Origin of the sequence: Xanthomonas sp. DAR 34887 (assembly GCF_041245805.1) — a bacterium.
In the GTDB taxonomy this organism is placed as follows: Bacteria; Pseudomonadota; Gammaproteobacteria; order Xanthomonadales; family Xanthomonadaceae; genus Xanthomonas_A; species Xanthomonas_A tesorieronis.
This window is the reverse complement of record NZ_CP162490.1, coordinates 3,404,211-3,421,861: the sequence shown is the minus strand read 5'-3', so window position 1 is coordinate 3,421,861 and position 17,651 is coordinate 3,404,211. Positions and strand designations below refer to the sequence as shown.

At 68.4% G+C, this 17,651-nt stretch carries 14 protein-coding genes; 9 read left to right on the top strand and 5 right to left on the bottom strand.

All coding sequences use genetic code 11. The features are described from left to right. Window positions 1-480 (top strand): acyl-CoA thioesterase, encoded by a 480-nt coding sequence (locus AB3X08_RS14355; protein WP_184411277.1) that lies wholly within the window; start codon window positions 1-3, stop codon window positions 478-480. A 160-nt stretch (window positions 481-640) separates the two neighbouring features. Here the strand turns inward: AB3X08_RS14355 and AB3X08_RS14350 are convergent, their stop codons facing one another. Together AB3X08_RS14350 and AB3X08_RS14345 are read right to left on the bottom strand one after the other, a co-directional pair. Further along, the gene (locus AB3X08_RS14350) at window positions 641-1,462 is read right to left on the bottom strand and encodes a C40 family peptidase (protein WP_369933373.1); all 822 of its coding nucleotides are present in this window, start codon (window positions 1,460-1,462) and stop codon (window positions 641-643) included. A 107-nt stretch (window positions 1,463-1,569) separates the two neighbouring features. Next, a complete protein-coding gene (locus tag AB3X08_RS14345; RefSeq protein WP_369933371.1) occupies window positions 1,570-2,115 on the bottom strand; it encodes a C40 family peptidase in 546 nt (181 codons plus the stop codon). Between the two features lie 109 nt (window positions 2,116-2,224). Here AB3X08_RS14345 and AB3X08_RS14340 point away from each other — a divergent pair, with 109 nt between their 5' ends. The 7 genes from AB3X08_RS14340 (at window position 2,225) to AB3X08_RS14310 (ending at window position 8,004) form a co-directional block, all read left to right on the top strand. Then, entirely contained in the window at window positions 2,225-2,704 is a 480-nt protein-coding gene (locus AB3X08_RS14340; protein WP_179563805.1) for an FKBP-type peptidyl-prolyl cis-trans isomerase, read from the top strand. A 262-nt stretch (window positions 2,705-2,966) separates the two neighbouring features. Beyond that, window positions 2,967-4,151: a DUF418 domain-containing protein gene (locus tag AB3X08_RS14335; RefSeq protein WP_369938537.1), complete on the top strand. Its 1,185-nt coding sequence runs from the start codon at window positions 2,967-2,969 to the stop codon at window positions 4,149-4,151. Next, entirely contained in the window at window positions 4,138-4,353 is a 216-nt protein-coding gene (locus AB3X08_RS14330) for a hypothetical protein (RefSeq protein WP_369933369.1), read from the top strand. Before AB3X08_RS14335 ends, AB3X08_RS14330 begins: the two co-directional genes overlap by 14 nt. After that, window positions 4,350-5,708, top strand: a complete 1,359-nt coding sequence (gorA, locus tag AB3X08_RS14325) for a glutathione-disulfide reductase (RefSeq protein ID WP_369933367.1) — start codon at window positions 4,350-4,352, stop codon at window positions 5,706-5,708. Before AB3X08_RS14330 ends, gorA begins: the two co-directional genes overlap by 4 nt. A gap of 301 nt (window positions 5,709-6,009) precedes the next feature. Continuing rightward, window positions 6,010-6,945 (top strand): DMT family transporter, encoded by a 936-nt coding sequence (locus AB3X08_RS14320; RefSeq protein WP_369933366.1) that lies wholly within the window; start codon window positions 6,010-6,012, stop codon window positions 6,943-6,945. Next, complete coding sequence (locus AB3X08_RS14315; protein WP_369933364.1) at window positions 6,942-7,307, top strand: MGMT family protein; 366 nt, start codon at window positions 6,942-6,944, stop codon at window positions 7,305-7,307. Before AB3X08_RS14320 ends, AB3X08_RS14315 begins: the two co-directional genes overlap by 4 nt. 40 nt (window positions 7,308-7,347) lie before the next feature. Continuing rightward, window positions 7,348-8,004, top strand: a complete 657-nt coding sequence (locus AB3X08_RS14310) for a rhomboid family intramembrane serine protease (protein ID WP_369933363.1) — start codon at window positions 7,348-7,350, stop codon at window positions 8,002-8,004. A 356-nt stretch (window positions 8,005-8,360) separates the two neighbouring features. Here the strand turns inward: AB3X08_RS14310 and AB3X08_RS14305 are convergent, their stop codons facing one another. Together AB3X08_RS14305 and AB3X08_RS14300 are read right to left on the bottom strand one after the other, a co-directional pair. Next, the gene (locus tag AB3X08_RS14305) at window positions 8,361-10,370 is read right to left on the bottom strand and encodes a M13 family metallopeptidase (protein WP_369933362.1); all 2,010 of its coding nucleotides are present in this window, start codon (window positions 10,368-10,370) and stop codon (window positions 8,361-8,363) included. A gap of 255 nt (window positions 10,371-10,625) precedes the next feature. Continuing rightward, the gene (locus AB3X08_RS14300; RefSeq protein WP_184411265.1) at window positions 10,626-12,734 is read right to left on the bottom strand and encodes a M13 family metallopeptidase; all 2,109 of its coding nucleotides are present in this window, start codon (window positions 12,732-12,734) and stop codon (window positions 10,626-10,628) included. A gap of 172 nt (window positions 12,735-12,906) precedes the next feature. On the opposite strand from AB3X08_RS14300, the gene AB3X08_RS14295 reads away from it, so the two are divergent. Beyond that, window positions 12,907-14,499 (top strand): phytoene desaturase family protein, encoded by a 1,593-nt coding sequence (locus AB3X08_RS14295; protein WP_369933361.1) that lies wholly within the window; start codon window positions 12,907-12,909, stop codon window positions 14,497-14,499. Window positions 14,500-14,619: 120 nt separating this feature from the next. Here AB3X08_RS14295 and AB3X08_RS14290 read toward each other — a convergent pair whose 3' ends face one another. Beyond that, on the bottom strand, window positions 14,620-17,646 hold the full coding sequence (locus AB3X08_RS14290) for a TonB-dependent receptor (protein WP_369933359.1): 3,027 nt from the start codon (window positions 17,644-17,646) through the stop codon (window positions 14,620-14,622). Window positions 17,647-17,651: the final 5 nt, after the last annotated feature.

The following is a 17,651-nucleotide window of genomic DNA, read 5'->3' as shown; positions in this document are numbered from 1 at the left end:
ATGAGCGGCACGCAACGCGAACTGACCTTCCGCTTCCTGGCCGAGCCGATCGACGTCAACTACGGCGGCAAGGTCCACGGTGGGGTGGTGATGAAGTGGATCGACCAGGTCGGCTACGCCGCGGCGGTGGGCTGGAGCGGGCGCTACAGCGTGACCGTGGCGGTGGGCGGGATCCGCTTCGTCTCGCCGATCCGGATCAGCGACATGGTCACGGTCACCGCCAAGCTGGTCTACACCGGCAGCACCAGCATGCATTTCGCGATCGACGTGCGCGCGCGCGACCCGATGGGCGGCGACTCGCGGCTGTGCACCCACTGCATCATCGTGTTCGTGGCCCTGGACGGAGTGGAAGGCAAGCCGACCCCCGTGCCGTCGTGGCAACCGGACACGCCGGAAGACCATCGCCTGGCCGAGTACGCGCTGAAGGTGATGGAACTGAGCAAGGGCATCGAGGACACCATCTCCCACTACCAGGCCTGAGCGTGGCGCCGGCCGCGCCGGGGCGCGGTGACGTTCCCGGGCCGGCGCGGCCCGGTCATCTGACGCAGGGCAGGACGTCGGCGAACTGCAACAAGGAAACAACAACGAAAAAGGCCGCTGTCCCCAGCGGCCTTTCTTTTTTGCCTGCGTGCCGCGCGGCTTACATCGCCACGCGCCGCGCCTGCACGAACTTCTCGCTCCAGTAGCCGCTGGTCAGCGTGTCCACGCGCACGTCCTTGCCGCGGCTCGGCGCGTGCAGGAAGCGGCCTTCGCCGACATACAGGCCGACATGGTCGACGCGGCCCTTGCGGCCGAAGAACACCAGGTCGCCCGGGGCCAGCGCGTCGCGGTCCTTGATCAGTTCGGCGCTGGCCTCGCGCGCCATCTCGCGCGACACGCGCGGCAGCTCGATGCCCAGCGCGGTGCGGAACACGTAGCCGACCAGGCCGCTGCAATCGAAGCCTTCGGTGTCTTCGCCGCCCCAGCGGTACGGGGTACCGAGCAGCGCCATGGCGCGCTTGAGCACCGACTGCACCTTGTCGCCGCCCGGGACCACGCCTTCGCGCAGCGGGGCCTGGGACACGTCGTAGTTGGCCAGCAGGCGGCTGATGTCGCCAGCGAACATCGCCGAGCGGTCCATCAGCGGAATGGTGTCGTTGGCGGCCAGATGCGGGAGCAGGGCGGCCAGGGTGGCGGTGGCGGCGGCGTCGGCCTTGCTGCGTGCCGTGGCCGGGGCCTGCGCGGCGGCCGGCTTGGCGGTCGCGGTCTGGGAAGGCGCTGGGGTGCTGCTGGTGCCGCCGGTGGCGGTGGTCACCTGGGCCGGCGCCACGGGGGCGATCGCTTCGGGGACCACGGTGTCGGCCGGGGCCGACTGGGCCAGGGCCGGAACGGCCGAGAGGCAGAGCGAGGCGGTACAGATTAAGCGGAAGGCGGCCCGGGGGACGGAGGTCTTGCCTGGAGAGGTCTTGGCTTTAGTCGTCACGCGTCAATCACAAATTCAAACGATGGGCGATCATGCCTTGTAGAAGAGAAGAGGAAGTTCAAATTACGTTAATATTTCGTAATTGTGAATGTGAGCGAAACCACAGTTCAGTGCAGGACGCGTTTGGCGCCGGTGTAGTGGTCGCGCCAATAGGCCCCATCCAGATAGTCCAGGCGGACCGTTCCGCCGGTGCTGGGGGCGTGCACGAAGCGGCCCTCGCCGACATAGATGCCGACATGGCTGACCGTGCCGCCGCTGCCGAAAAACACCAGGTCGCCGGTGCTCAGGCGTTGCGGATCGATCCGCGGACCCTGCACCGCGGCCAGTTCGCGCGAGGTGCGCGGCAGCTGCAGGTCGAGCATGTCGCGGTAGACATAGGCGACCAGGCCGCTGCAGTCGAAGCCGGAGTCGGGGGTGTTGCCGCCGTAGCGGTAGGGTGTGCCGACCAGGCCCAGTGCGCGCATCAGCACCGCGTTGGCCTTGGCCGGGTCGGCCGGCGCCACCTGCGGCCAGCTGCGCACCGCCACCGGCGGTGGGGGCCGCGACGGGCGCACCTCGTGGCGGCCGCAGGCGGCCAGGGCGGCCATGCACAGCAAGGCCGCCCAACAGGGAAGGCGGCGCCGCGCGGACGGTGCAACTGGCTTGTTCTGCATGGAGCCGGGATAATGCGCAACCTTAGATGGCCGCCATCATGGCGGCGCCCCCGGCGGCCGACAAGCCGTCCACACCGTCTGCCATCGGCAGCCATAGCGCAGAGTTCACATGAAGATCGAAAAAGACCGCGTCGTCCGTTTCCACTACACCGTCTCCGAAGCCGGCCAGGCGCCGATCGAGACGTCCAAGGACCGCGATCCGCTGGTGATCCTGATCGGCCACGGCAACATCATCCCGGGCCTGGAGAACGCGATGCTGGACCAGGAAGCCGGCGCCAGCTTCGGCGTCGACGTGGCCGCCAAGGACGCGTACGGCGACTACCGCGAGGGCCTGACCCAGCGCGTGCCGAAGAAGCATTTCGGCGCGACCAAGCTGCAGCCGGGCAGCCAGGTGGTCCTGCAGACCAACTTCGGCCCGCGTGCGGTGACCGTGCAGAAGGTCGGCATGAGCGTGGTCGATGTCGACCTCAACCATCCGATGGCCGGCAAGGACCTGCATTTCGACGTGGAGATCCTCGAGGTGCGCGAAGCCAAGCCGGAAGAGATCGAGCACGGCCACGTGCACGGCGAGGGCGGTCACCACCATTGAGTGAGCGCGGGGACGGGTCCCGTTCGCGGGGTCCGTCTGCGCCGCACCGGTGCGCGCCGCGTCGCCGGCGCTGCCTGGTGGCTCGGCGAGCGGCGTCGCCACTCGCCGCCCGGCCCCACGCGTAGTTCATGTCTTTCGCGATGCGCCTTGGCGCATTCGCGCCGCGGCGACGGATGATCGCCGGTCTTTCGTCCGGTGCCACGCCTTGGCTTCCTCCGCTTCCGTGCTGCAGCCCGTCGCGCCCGCCGAACGCATCGTCAGCATGGACGTGCTGCGCGGTTTCGCGCTGCTCGGCATCCTGTTGATGAACATCGAAGGCTTCGTCGGTCCGCTGGATACGGCGATGACCGGGCTGGACCCGCTGTTGCGCGGCGCCGACCGCATCGCCGATGCCGCGGTCTACCTGCTGGTGCAGGGCAAGTTCTACACCTTGTTCTCGTTGTTGTTCGGCATGGGCTTTGCGGTGATGGCGCAACGCGCCGAGGCGGCGCGGCGCGAGTTCGGCGGCTTCTTCGTGCGCCGCAGCGCGGCGCTGCTGCTGATCGGCGTGCTGCATGCGGTGCTGCTGTGGTCCGGCGACATCTTGGTCAGCTACGCGCTGCTGGCGTTCATGCTGCTGGCCTTCCGCGAGGCGCCGACGCGCTGGCTGCCGTGGATGGCGCTGGCGGTCTATCTGTGCTCGCCGCTGCTGTCGCTGCTGACCGGCGCGATCGGTTCGGCGGCGCAGGCCGATCCGCACGGCGCCGCGCAGTGGCGGCAGGACATGGCCGAGCAGGCGCAGCGCGCGGCGGCCGCGCTGCAACAACAGCGGCAGGTGTTCGGTCACGGCAGCTATGCGCAGGCGACCGCGCAGCGCCTGCGCGACCTGGTCGATGCGCTGGGCACGCTGGTGTTCAATGCGCCGACCATCTTCGGCATGTTCCTGCTCGGCGCATGGTGCGTGCGCAGCGGCCTGGCGCAGCAACCGCTGCGGCGCCCGCGGCTGCTGGCGGCGCTGCGCTGGGGCGTATTGCCGCTGGGCATGGCGCTGATGCTGCTGAGCTTCCGGCTGGAGCCGTGGATGGATCCGGCGCGCCTGGACCTGCGCCTGGCCGGCGCGTTCGCCCTGGCCACCGTGGCCAGCGGCATGATGGCGCTGGGCTATGCGGCCTGGGTGCTGCGCTTCGTTGCGGCGCTGCGCTGGCTGGCGCCGGCCGGGCGCATGGCGCTGAGCAACTATCTGCTGCAGTCGCTGGTGTGCACCACGCTGTTCTATGGCTATGGCCTGGGATATTTCGAGCGCCTGCCGCGGGCTTGGCAGATCCCGTTCGCGTTCGCGCTGTTCGCGGTGCAGGTGGCGCTATCGCAGCTGTGGCTGCGCCATTTCCGCTTCGGTCCGGTGGAATGGCTGTGGCGTTCGGCCAGCTATCTGCGTTGGCAACCGCTGCGCCGTCATGGCGCGCAGTGACGCGGGTGCGGCGCGCATGACGGCCCACGGCGACGTGCCGACCGCCGCGGCGCCGCGGCATCGTCACGCGTGGCGCGCCACCGCGCGTGGCATGCTCGGAATCAGCATGAACAGCACGACAGGACAACCGATGGCCGACCTGACAGCCGGGCAGTCGCCCGCGATCGACACCACACCGTACCGCGTGGAGTGTTTCCCGTGAGCGATGCAGTCTACGACTACGACCTGCTGGTGCTCGGCGGCGGGTCCGGCGGCCTGGCCACTGCGTTCCGCGCCGCCGGCCTCGGCGCGCGCGTGGCGATCCTGGAGCCGGGCGCGCTCGGCGGTACCTGCGTCAATATCGGCTGCGTGCCGAAGAAGGCGATGTGGCTGGCCGCCGACCTGGTCGGGCGCATCGACCTGGCGCGCGACATCGGGTTTTCCATTCCCAGTTCCACCTTGTCGTGGGCGGAACTGGTGGCGCATCGGCAGGGCTATATCGGCAACATCCACGGCAGCTACCGGCGGCGCCTGGATACCGATGGCGTGGTGCTGATCCCGCAGCGCGGCCGGCTGCTGGACGTGCATACGGTGGAATGCGGCGATGGCGTGCGGGTCAGCGCCGGCCACGTGGTGATCGCCACCGGTGCGCACGCGCTGCGGCCGCCGATCGAGGGCGCCGAGCTGGGCCTGGTGTCGGACGACTTCTTCAATCTGTGCGAGGCGCCGCCGCGCGTGGGCATCGTCGGCGGCGGCTATATCGCGGTGGAACTGGCCGGCCTGCTGCAGGCGCTGGGCAGCCGCGTCGACCTGTTCGTGCAGGGCGAGCGCCTGCTGGAGCGTTTCGATGCGGAACTGGCGCGGCAGCTCGCCGAGAACCTGCGTCATCAGGGCGTGCGCCTGCATTTCGGCTATCGCGCCACGGCGCTGCGCCGCGGCGAGCAGGGCTTGCAGTTGCACGATGGCGACGGGCAGCCGAGCGAGGCCGTGGATCAGGTGTTCTTCGCGATCGGGCGGCGTCCGAACAGCAAGGACATCGGCCTGGAAGCGCTGGGCGTGCGCATCGGCGACAAGTGCGAGGTGCTGGTCGACGATTACCAGAACACCGACGTGCCGGGGCTGTACGCGATCGGCGACGTGGCCGGCAAGGTCGGCCTGACTCCGGTGGCGATCGCCGCCGGCCGCAAGCTGATGGATCGCCTGTTCGGCGACCAGCCGCAGGCGCGGCTGGACTACGACAACGTGCCCAGCGTGGTGTTCTCGCATCCGCCGCTGGGCCAGGTCGGCCTGGGCGAAGAGCAGGCGCGGGCGCGCTACGGTGACGCGGTGACGGTGTATCGCAGCAATTTCCGGCCGATGCTGCACGCGCTGGCCGACTCGCCGCAGCGCAGCCTGTTCAAGCTGGTCTGCGTCGGCGAAGAGGAACGGGTGGTCGGTTTCCACCTGCTCGGCGACGGCGCCGACGAGATCCTGCAGGGCTTCGCGGTGGCGCTGAAGCTGGGCGTGACCAAGCGCCAGCTGGAGGACACGGTGGCGATCCATCCGACCTCGGCCGAGGAAGTGGTGTTGATGCGCTGAGTCGCGCTGAGATGCGCGACATTGCAGCGATCCTGCAGACAGGGCGGCGCTGAGGCCAACACGGAAGGACGGTATCCCGAAGAACTGGCTGGGGGCGCAAGCCCCATATCCAAATCCGCGAGACGCTTCGCGCCGTACCCTCACCCCAACCCCTCTCCCAGGGGGGAGAGGGGCTATGCACGTCTCGCATCGTTGGCGCCGACGCGATCGGCTACGCGACGCAGTGCGCAGTGCATCGCCGCCGTAGAATGGAGGGCATGCACGATGCCCATTTTCGTTTCCGCTTCGGCGCCGCTCCGCGATGAGCGCGCCCGAGCGCTCCGCCGCCGCGCCGCTGGTCACTGCGCATGCCGACCTGGGCGGCGTGCTGCTGGCCTCGGGCGGCGCGATCGCGTTTTCCGGTAAGGCGATCATCGTCAAGCTCGGCTACCGCTACGGGGTGGACGCGGTGACCCTGCTGGCGTTGCGCATGCTGGTGGCCTTGCCGTGTTTCGCGGCGATGGCAATGTGGGCCGCGCGCCGGGCGCCGCCGCTGCAGCGCGGCGACCGCTGGCGCATCGCCGTGCTCGGCGTGCTCGGCTACTACCTGGCCAGCTATCTGGATTTCCTTGGCCTGGCCTACATCACTGCCACGCTCGAACGGCTGATCCTGTATCTGACCCCGACCCTGGTGTTGCTGATCGGCGTGCTCGCGTTCCGCCGCCGGCCGCAACGCCGCCAGCTATGGGCGCTGGCGCTGAGCTATCTCGGCGTGCTGCTGGCGTTCGGCCACGATCTGCAGGTCGGCGGCGCGCGCACCGCCTGGGGCAGCCTTTTGGTGTTCGGCAGCGCGTTGGCCTACGCGCTGTACCTGGTCGGCAGCGGGCAGATGGTGGCGCGGATCGGCGCGGTGCGGCTGACCGCCTACGCCAGCCTCGTCGCCTGCGTGCTGTGCATCGCCCAGTTCCTGCTGCTGCGGCCGCTGCACGCCCTGGCGTTGCCGACGCCGGTGTATGCGCTGTCGCTGCTCAACGGCACCTTGTGCACGGCGGTGCCGGTGCTGGCGACGATGCTGGCGGTACGCCGGATCGGCTCGGGCCTGGCGTCGCAGATCGGCATGCTCGGTCCGGTGTCGACCATCGTGCTCAGCGTGCTGCTGCTGGGCGAGGCGATGGGGCCGTGGCAGATCGCCGGCACGCTGCTGGTGCTGGGCGGGGTGCTGGCGGTGTCGCGCCCCGCACGGACGGCGCCGGCATGAGCGGACAGCGTCCGACGCCGGCAGCCGAGGCCTCGGCGGCGGCGCAGGCGCGGATCCTGGCGACGATCCGCGCGATCCCGTCCGGCCAGGTGCGCGGCTACGGCGAAGTGGCGATGCTGGCCGGGCTGCCTGGCCGCGCGCGCCTGGTCGCGCGGGTGCTCGGCGGCAACGCCGATCCGACGCTGCCCTGGCACCGCGTGTTGCGCAGCGACGGACGCATCGCCTTCCCGGAAGGCTCGCACGGCTTTCACGAACAGTGCCAGCGGCTGCGCGGCGAAGGCGTGGCGGTGCAGGGCGGGCGAGTGAAGCGCGCCCCAACAGCGGCGCGCGACCTCGACGCGGCGTTATGGGGGCCGCAATAGCGAGCGGCTATGATGGTCGGCATTTGCCACGGACACGACCATGTTTCCCAGACTCCCGCCTGTCACCCAAGCCCTGCTGATCGGCAATGTGGTGGTGTTCCTGCTGCAGCAACTGCTGGGCGACTACACCTTCGAGCCGTTCATGCTGTGGCCGCTCAGCGACTTCGACGCGTTTTCGCCGGGACAGAATTTCCAGATCTGGCAGCTGCTGACCTATGGCTTCCTGCACGGCGGCTTCTCGCACCTGTTGTTCAACATGCTGGCGCTGTACATGTTCGGCGGGCCGCTGGAGCAGACCTGGGGCAACAAGCGGTTCCTGACCTATTACCTGGTGTGCGTGGCCGGTGCCGGCCTGTGCCAGCTGCTGGTGGGCTGGTGGATGGTCAGCAACGGCGGCGATCCGTATCCGACCCTGGGCGCGTCCGGCGGCGTGTTCGGCCTGTTGCTGGCGTTCGGCATGCTGTTCCCCAACCAGCGGGTGATGCTGCTGTTCCCGCCGATCCCGATGAAGGCGCGCACCTTCGTGATCGTGTTCGGCGCGCTGGAGCTGATCATGGGCTTCACCGGCTGGCAGCCGGGTGTGGCGCACTTCGCGCACCTGGGCGGCATGCTGTTCGGCTGGCTGCTGATTCGATACTGGCGTGGCCAGCCGCCGTTCGGCAAGCGCAAGCCGCCGCGGCCGCGGATCGTGCGCTGAGGGCATTTGCCGGAGAGGCGATCTCCCGGTTCGACCGGTCCGCAGTGTCCGTGCCAGGTCTGCGCTCGACATAGCAGGTGCCGCTGCGGCGTGCGGGCGGCGCTGGTGTTGATGCCGCGCTTCGTGGGCGCCCTGGCATTGCGAGCGTTTCATGCGTTCTGTCGCGGCTGAAGCCGCTCCTACAAATGCGTGAGACGCCGCTGTAGGAGCGGCTTCAGCCGCGACAAAAAAAGGCACACGCCGGTGATCCCCTGTCGCGCAGATTTCTACAGCGAGGTTTCGGGGAGCCCTTTGGAGACATGCGACGACGGCGCGGTTGCCCGCGCCGTCGTGCATGCACTGCCTGCGAATTGCGGTTACGGCCAGACGCGGATCTGCTCGGCGTCGCTGCGTACCATCGGCTGGCCGGCCCTGCAGGTGAAGGTGGCGGCGAAGGAGGGCAGGTTGGCCAGCGGGCCGTTGGCGCGCCAGCGGCCCGGCGCGTGCACGTCGGCGGTGACGCGCTGCACCGCTTCGTTCGGCGACAGCTGCTGCGCCCACAGGCCGGCCCAGGCCTTGTAGAACGCCTGCTTGCCGGCATCGCCGGCGGCGGGCTGGGCGGCGGCATACGCCTGCCACGCGAGTTCCACGCTGCCGATGTCGGTCAGGTCCTGCTCCTGGGTCAGCTGGCCGTTGACCTTGGCGCCCTTCACGCCGGGGAAGTCGTAGGCGCCGTACTGCGCCGCGGCGCGCGCGCTGAGCGCATTCCACGCGCTCTTGTCTTCCGCGGTCCACCAGTTGCGCAGTTCGCCCTTGGCGTCGACCTGGCTGCCCTTGCTGTCGATCGCGCCGATCAGTTCGTGCGCGACCAGCGCGCCGTAGCCGCCGTACAGCGCGGCGGCATCGCCGCCGGCGACGAACACCGGCGGCTGCAACACCGCGGCGGTGACGATCAGGCGGTTCTGGGCGAGGTCGTAGGTCAGCGCCGGCTGCTGCGGCAGCACGTCCCAGCGGCGGTCGGCGTTGCCCTTGCCGATGCGCTTCATTTCCTCGCGGTGGCGCCAGGTGGAGGCGATCAGCATGTTGCCGCCGAAGCTGCCGCGGCCCATCGGCTGCACGCTGTAGTCCAGGTCGCGGCGCGGCGCGCCGACTTCGATCTTCAGCGCGGCCAGCTTGGCCTGCGCTTCGGCGCGCGCCGACTCGCTCAGCCAGGTGTTGCGCTTGATCGCGGCGATCTCGGTGTCGCGCACCTGGTCGGCGATGCTTTCGGCCTGGCGGCGGGTGTCGGCGTTGAGATAGCGGCCGACGTACTCGCGGCCCAGCATCGGGCCGGCGGCGATGTTGATCGCGTCCAGTACCTGCGACCAGCGCTGCGGCGGCAGGGTCTGGCCTTCCAGCACGCGGCCGCGGAACTCGAAGCTGGCGTCGCGGAAGCTCTTGGACAGGTACGGCGCCATCGCGTCGCCGACGCGCCAGCGCAGGTAGGCCTTCCATTGGTCGGGCTTGATGCTGACGATCATGCCGTCGAGCTGCTTGAACATCTCCGGGTCGGCCATCGACACCAGGTCGTCGTTGACGCCCTGCGCCTTCAGGAACGCGTCCAGCTGCAGGTTGCGGTACTGCTTGTTCAACTCCTTGGTGGAGATCGGCGCGTAGTTGTTGAACGGGTTGTTGATGCCGGCCAGCGACTTGGCGCTGCGCGCCAGCGCGGTCTCGATCTGCAGCACCGACTGGGTGTCGGCTTCGAGCTTGGCCGCCGGAGTGCCGGTCAGGGTCAGGATCTGCTTGACGTAGGCGCGGTAGCGGCCCATCAGCGCCACGGTGTCGGCGTCGGTGCGGGTGTAGAAGGCCGGGTCGGGCAGGCCCATGCCGCCCTGCATGAAGTAGCCGATGTGGCGGTCCAATGCCTTCAGGTCGACGTCGGCGCCGAAGTTGAACGCCACCGGGATGCCGACCTGGTGCAGCGCGGCGATCGAGGCCGGAACTTCCTTGGCCTTCTTGATCGCATCGATGCGGCTGAGCAGCGGCGCGATCGGGTTGGATCCGTCCTTCTCCACCGCCGCTTCGTCCAGGCCGCTGGCCCAGAAATCGCCCAGCGCCTTCTGCACGTCGTTCTGCGGCGACTGCATCGACGCGTCGAGCAGGTCGCGCTGCTGTTGCTGCGCGCGCGCGGACAGCTGGCCCAGCGCGGTGACCGCGCCGGTCTGCGGCAGCGGGTTGCTCTTCAGCCAGTCGGCGTTGGCGTAATCGTAGAAATCGGTGCAGGCGGCGCTGACGACGGGCGCCTTGGCGGCGGCGCGCTTCTTCTTGGGCGCGGCATCGGCGGTGGACGCCAGGGCGATCAGGCCGAGGGCGACAGCGAGGGCAAGCGGACGGGCATTGAGCATCGGGAGCGAATCCGGTCAGGATTAAAGTCGGCGGAGTTTAACAAGCTGCGGCCCGCAGCTGTGACCCAGCTGTGGCGCGGCTTTCCCCAACCGGTTCAGACGGATGCGCGTGCGGGCGCCGGGCGTGCATGCGGATCGCGCCGTCGCACCGTTGCGCACGCGTCCTTGCCGCCGCGCTACCGGCCGCCTCCGCGCAGCGCGCAAAGAAAAGGCCCGGACATGCCGGGCCTTTTCGCGTTGCAGCGAGGGCTGCGCTTACCAGATCACGACCTGCTTGTCGCCGGCGCGCACCATCGGCGATCCGGCCTTGCACTGGAACGCGGCGGCGAAGGCCGGCAGGTTCGACGGCGCGCCGATCGCGCGGAACTGCGCCGGGGCGTGCGGGTCGGTGGTCAGGCGCACCATCGCGTTCTGCGGGGTGTACTTGGTGCGCCACACGGTGGCCCAGTTGAGGAAGAAGTTCTGGTCGCGGGTCATGCCGCCGACCTTCGGATCGTCCTTGCCCTCGGTGGCCTTCTTCATCGCGTCGTAGGCGGTGGAAAGGCCGCCCAGGTCGGCGATGTTCTCGCCCAGGGTCAGCTTGCCGTTGACCGGCTTGCCGTCCACCTTGTACTCGTCGAACTGCTTGACCAGCTTGCCGGTGAGCGCGGCGAAGTTCTTGGCGTCGGCCGGCGTCCACCAGTTCTCGAAGTTGCCGGACGGCCCGAAGCGCGCGCCCTGGTCGTCGTAGCCATGGGTCATCTCATGGCCGATCACCGCGCCGATGCCGCCGTAGTTGAACGCGTCGTCGGCATTGGGATCGAAGAACGGCGGCTGCAGGATCGCGGCCGGGAACACGATCTCGTTCTGCAGCGGGTTGTAGTAGGCGTTGACCGTCTGCGGGGTCATGCCCCATTCGGTCTTGTCCACCGGCTTGCCGATCTTGCTCAGGTTGTACTTGTAGTTGAACGCGGTGGCGGCGCGCACGTTGTCCAGGTAGCTGTCGCGCTGGGTGCTCAGGCCGCTGAAGTCGCGCCACTTGTCCGGGTAGCCGATCTTCGGGGTGAAGGTCTCCCACTTGGCGATCGCCTTGGCCTTGGTCTCCGGGCTCATCCAGGTGAGGTTCTCGATGCGTGCCTTCAGCGCCTGGCGCAGGTTGTCCACCAGCTGCTGCATCTTGGTCTTGGCATCGGGCGAGAACGCCACCTTGACGTACATCTGGCCCATCGCCTCGCCTGCGCCGTCCTCGATGCTGCCCAGCACGCGCTTCCAGCGCGGCTTCATCTCGGCCTGGCCGTTGAGCTCCTTGCCGTAGAACGCGAAGCTTTCCTGCGCGAACGCATCGCTCAGGTACGGCGAAGCGCTGTCCACGGTGTGGAAGCGCAGGTAGGCGCGCCACACCGACGGATCGGTGTCGCCCAGGGCCTTGCTCACTTCCTGGTGGAACGCCGGGATCGCCAGCGAGAACTTCTCCGGTACCGCCACGCCCTGCGATTCGAAGAACTTGGTCCACGGGAAGTTCGGGGCCAGCTTGTCGGCCTCGGCCGGGGTCACCGGGTTGTAGGACAGCTCGGCATCGCGCGACATCTGCTCGCTGGACTTGGAGACCTTGGCCAGGCGCGTTTCCAGCGCCACCACGTCCTTGGCCTGCTTGGCCGCATCGGCGGCCGGCACCCCGGACAGCTCCAGCACCTTGGCCACGTGCGCCTGATAGGCGTTGAGCTTGTCCTTCTTGTCGGCATCGAAGTAGTAGCCGCGGTCGGGCAGGCCCAGGCCGCCCTGCATCGCGTAGGCCATGTTCATCGAGGAGTTCTTGAAGTCGGCCTCGGCGCCGAAGCCGAACAGGCCGTTCTCGCCCTTGGCCGCGCTCTGGCGCAGGTACTCGGCCACTGCCGGGCCGTCCTTGAGGCCGTCGATCGCGGCCAGGTCCGCCTTCAGCGGCTCGATGCCCTGCGCATTGACCTTGGCTTCGTCCATGCCCGAGGACCAGAAATCGCCGACGATCTTGTCCACGCCCTGCGCATTGGCCGCCGCGGCGGCCTGCTCGGCCAACTGGTGCTGCACGGCGACCGAGCGCTCGTCCAGGATCGAGAACGCGCCCCAGCTGCTGCGGTCCTTCGGAATTTCGTTGGCGGCCAGCCATTTGCCGTTGACGTAGCCGGCGAAGTCGCTGCACGCCTCCTTGGTCGGATCCAGGTCGTTGGCGCTGAACGCGTTGTAGGGCGGCAGCTTGCTGGCGTCGAGCTTCAGCTCGGCCGGCGCGGCAGCGGCAGCGGGCGCCGGCGCGGCGGCCTCGGTCTTGGCAGTGTCGGCGGCGGGCGCTGCCGCGTCGGGCTTGTTGCAGCCGCTCAGGGCGGCGCTCACGGCCAGGGTCAACAACAGCATCTGGGGATTGCGAAAGGTCACAAGGAAGCTCCAAGCCAGCGTGGATAACGGAATGGCCCGAGGGCCGTGGCGAGACTGTACGCCGCTGCCCGGGGTTTCAGGGGTGTCGAAGGTCATGGGCGGGGGCTCGCGCTCGGCGGCCGCGGGGCCGGCGTGCCGGTATCATCCGGGGATGAAGCGCGAACCGTCCTGCGATGCCCTGATCGTCGGCGCCGGCCACAACGGCCTGGTCTGCGCCGCCTACCTGGCGCGGGCCGGCTGGAAGGTCACGGTGCTGGAGCGGCGCGGCGTGGTCGGCGGCGCCGCGGTCACCGAGGAATTCCATCCGGGCTTCCGCAATTCGGTGGCGTCCTACACGGTGTCGCTGCTGCAGCCCAAGGTGATCGCCGACCTGGACCTGGCCGCGCACGGATTGCGTATCGTGCCGCGCCGCTGCAACAACTTCGTACCGCTGCCCGACGACCGCTACCTGCTGGCCGGCGCCGGCATCACCCAGGCGCAGGTGGCGAAGTTCTCGCAGCGCGACGCCGAACGCCTGCCCGCGTACGAAGCGCGGCTGGAACGCATCGCCGACGTGCTGCGCGCGCTGGCGCTGCAGCCGCCGCCGAACGTCACCGATGGCGGTTGGGTGCAGGCGCTGCCGGAACTCTTGCGCGCCGGCCGCCTCGGGCGCCGCCTGCATGCGCTCGATGCCGGCCTGCGCCAGGAACTGCTGGACCTGTTCACCATCTCCGCCGCCGAGTATCTGGAACGCTGGTTCGAGAGCGACCCGGTCAAGGCCTTGTTCGGCTTCGACGGCATCGTCGGCAACTACGCCAGCCCGTACACGCCGGGCTCGGCCTACGTGCTGCTGCACCATGTGTTCGGCGAGAGCAACGGGGTCAAGGGCGCGTGGGGCCATGCGCTCGGCGGCATGGGCGCGATCACCCAGGCGATGGCCAGGGCGGCGCTCGCCGCCGGCGCGCAGATCCGTACCGACGCCGGCGTGCGCGAGATTCTGGTCGAGGATGGGCGCGCGGTCGGCGTGGTCACCGAGCAAGGCGAGCGCCTGCATGCGCGCCGCATCGTCGCCAACGTCAATCCCAAGCTGCTGTACGAGCGCCTGCTCGACCCGGCGCACGTTCCGGCCGCCACCCGCGAGCGCATGGCGCACTGGCGCTGCGGCTCGGGCACGTTCCGGATGAACGTGGCGCTGTCGCGGCTGCCCGAGTTCCGTGCGTTGCCGGGGCAGGGCGACCACCTCACCGCCGGCATCATCCTGGCGCCGAGCCTGGACTACATGGACCGCGCCTACCGCGATGCGCGCGAGCATGGCTGGTCGCGCGAACCCATCGTCGAACTGCTGATTCCCAGCACACTCGACGATTCGCTCGCGCCGACCGGCCAGCACGTGGCCAGCCTGTTCTGTCAGCACGTGGCGCCGCAGTTGCCGGATGGGCGCAGCTGGGATGCGCATCGCGACGAGGTCGCCGCGCTGATGATCGCCACCGTCGAGCGCTACGCGCCAGGCTTCGCGGACTCGGTGCTGGGCCGGCAGGCGCTGACCCCGCTGGACCTGGAGCGCACGTTCGGCCTGATCGGCGGCGACATCTTCCATGGCGCGCTGAGCCTCAACCAGTTGTTCAGCGCCCGCCCCATGCTGGGCCAGGCCAACTACCGCGGCGCGATTCCAGGGCTGTACCTGTGCGGCTCCGGCACCCACCCGGGCGGCGGCGTCACTGGCGCGCCCGGCCACAATGCGGCGATGGCGTTGCTGGGCCGCTGAGGCATCGCCGGCAATGGCAGCCGGCGTCATGCATAAAAAAAGCCCTGGCGTGGCCGGGGCAGGAGAGAGCGACGCTGCGTTGCGGCGGAACGCCCTGGCCGGGCGTTCCGCCGCGGACCGTCAGAAGTCGTAGGACGCCGACAGGCGCACGTAACGCGGCTGGGTGTAGTAGGTGCCGATCCCGTAGGTGTTGGACACGGTGTAGGGGTCGGTTTCGTAGGTCGCGTCGATCTGCACCGGCTTGCGTTCGTTGAACACGTTGAACGCCTGCAGGCCGAACGCCAGCTTGTGGTCGGCGAAGGCGGGGCGATAGGTCACGCCCAGGTCGACCAGCTTGGTCCAGGGCAGGCGGCCCGCCTGGCCCGGGCTGGATGGGCTGCCAGCGCAGTAGTGGTAGGCCGAGCCATAGCTGATCGGATCACCTTCGTTGGTGCCGTAGTAGCCCAGGCAGGACTTCGGCATGCCGGAGGCGACCTTCAGGGTGGCCGACACCATCCACTCCGGCGTGAACTGGTAGGCGCCGAAGGCCTTGAGTTGATGGCGGCGGTCGTTTGCCAGATAACCGCCCGCGTATTCCATCAGCGATGCGGCATCCCAGTCCTGGGTCTTGGAGACGTCGGTCTGGCCGATGTCCGACTTCACCTGGCCTTCGGTGTTGCCGAAGCTGCGCGACCAGGTGTAGTCGACGCGGCCGTACCACTTCTGATCGAACGGATGCTCCAGGAACAGGTCGACGGCGGCGTAGTTGCGCTTGGCCGAATTGGTGAAGCCCCAGTCCGAGCGCGACATCTTCAGCGTGGTGTAACCGGAGCCGTCCACGTTGGCGAGCTTGTAGGTGTTGGTTTCGCCGGGATTGAACAGCACGCAACCCGGAATCGTGACCGAATCGGGATCGATGCCGAGCGCGGTGAGCTTGCTCGACATCTTGTCGCTGTCGCAGACATCGTCGATCGCCGACTGAAGCTTGCGGTAGGTGACCTTGGCGCCGGAGTTCCACTTGTCGCCGATGGTCTTCTCGAAGCCGACGATCAGCTCGTCCTGGTACTGCGACTTCAGGTCGCTGGGCGTGAACGAATTCGGATCCGGCGCTTCGCCGTACTCGCCGTTGCTCGACACCGGACCCGGACCCAGCGCGGTCAGGCCGGTGGGCTCGCCGTTCGCATCGATGCCGGTATAGGTGAAGTACTCGCGGGTGTAGGTCGAGGCCGAGGCGCCGCGGATGGCGACGCTGTTGGGCAGCGCCAGGTAGTAGCGGCCGAGGTTGGCGAACAGCTTGAACGAGGAGTCGCCGAACACGTCCCAGCTCACGCCTGCACGCGGGGCCCACTGGTCGCCGCTGTCCACGTACGCCACATGGCTGCTGTTGAAGTTGGTGAACTTGTCGTTGCGCACGCCCAGGGTCAGCAGCCAGTTGTCGCTCACCTGCCAACGATCTTCCAGGTAGTAGGCCTTCTGCTCCACCGCCATGCTGGTGGCGGTGGTGAAGATGTACTTCTGCACGTAGTAGCCGTCGCCGCCCGCGGCGCCGACCCCAAGGTTGGGATCGATGGCCACGTCCGGGGTGGACGACTTGCTGTAGATCCAGCGATAGCCAGGGCCGCTGGTGTCCACGCCTTCGTTGTAGGCGTTGAAGTACATGTTGTCCACGCCGGCGGTCAGGTCGTGGTTGCCGATGCGGTATTCCAGTTCCACGCGCAGGCCGCGGGTCTTGTTCTGCGCGTTGGCGTTCTTGACCGTGGTCGAGGCCTGGTTGTTGGTGATCGCGGTGCCGCCGGTGATCGATGGATCCTGGTTGGTGACGCCGCTGATGTAGGGCAGGTCCGAGGACACCGGATTGGCCTGGTAATCCCGTTCCAGGCTGCGGCCCCAGGTCGCGTTCAAGGTCAGGCTGTCGGTCAGGTAGCCGGTGTACTTGAAGATGTCGTAGGTGTCGGTGAGCTTGTAGGTATCCGGATAGGTGCCGGTACGGCCGCCTTCGCTGAGGGTGTCGTAGTCGAAGGACGTGTAGTAGCCGGCGCGGCGGTCGGTGTTCTGGATGCGCGTGTATTCCAGGATGTTGCTGTCGTTGATGTTCCAGTCGATCTTGCCGTAGAACTTCGGCGCGCTGTAGTTGTAGTGGTTGCGCGCCTGGACGGTATCGGCCTTGTCGTTGGTGTCGACGCCATCGGTCTTGCTGGATTCGCCGGCGACGAAGACGAACAGGCGATCCTCGATCAGCGGGCCGCCGGCGTAGGCGCTGTAGGTGGTGTTGGTGCTGGTGTCGCCCTTGCGCCGGCGATACAGGGTGCCGGCGAGGTCGGGGTTTTCGTAAGAATATCCTGACGGCAGGCTGGCGCTGGGGTACCAGACGTCGCGCGGCGAACTGGCCAGGGAATCCGGCGCCCAGGTGGTCTGGAAACCGAAGTGCCACTCGTTGGTGCCGCGCTTGCCGACCTGGTTGATCACGCCACCGGTGGAGCGGCCGTACTTGGAACTGTAGCCGCCGGTGTAGGTTTCCTGCTGGTCGATCGCGCCATAGGGCAGGCTCACGCCGCCGAGGTTGTTCAACGGATTGCTGACGTTGAATCCGTTGATGTAATACGCGTTCTCGGTCACCCCGGAGCCACCGAAGGACACCACCGAGCGGCTGCCGTTGGTGAAGGCGCCGCTGCCGGAAACGGTGCCTGGCGCGAGCAGCGCGATCGCTTCGGCGCTGCGGCCCAGAGGCAGCGTGTCCAGTTGTTCGGAGGTGATCACCGAGCGCGACGCGGTGCTGGTGACGTCGATCTTCGGCACGCTGGCGGCGGTGACGGTCAGCGCTTCCAGCGTGGTGGCGTCGCCCGTCGCGAACGACACTTCGGTACCCGATCCGACGCGCAGCAGGACGTTCTTGCGCGTGTCGATGGTTTCCTCGCCACGGCGCAGGATCACCGTGTAGTTGCCGATCGGCAGCGAACCGAGGCTGTAGTGGCCGCTGCCGTCGACCGGCACGGTGCGGCTCAATCCGGTGTCGCTCTGGATCGTGATGCTGGTGCCGCTGGCCGGCGCGGAACCGTAGATGCTGCCGGTGGTGCTTTGCGCCTGGACGACGCCTTGGGCCAGCGCAGCGCTGAGGATCATGGCCAGGGCGGTGCGCTTGAGTGCCTTTCGATCGGGGTAGTTGTTCATTGCTT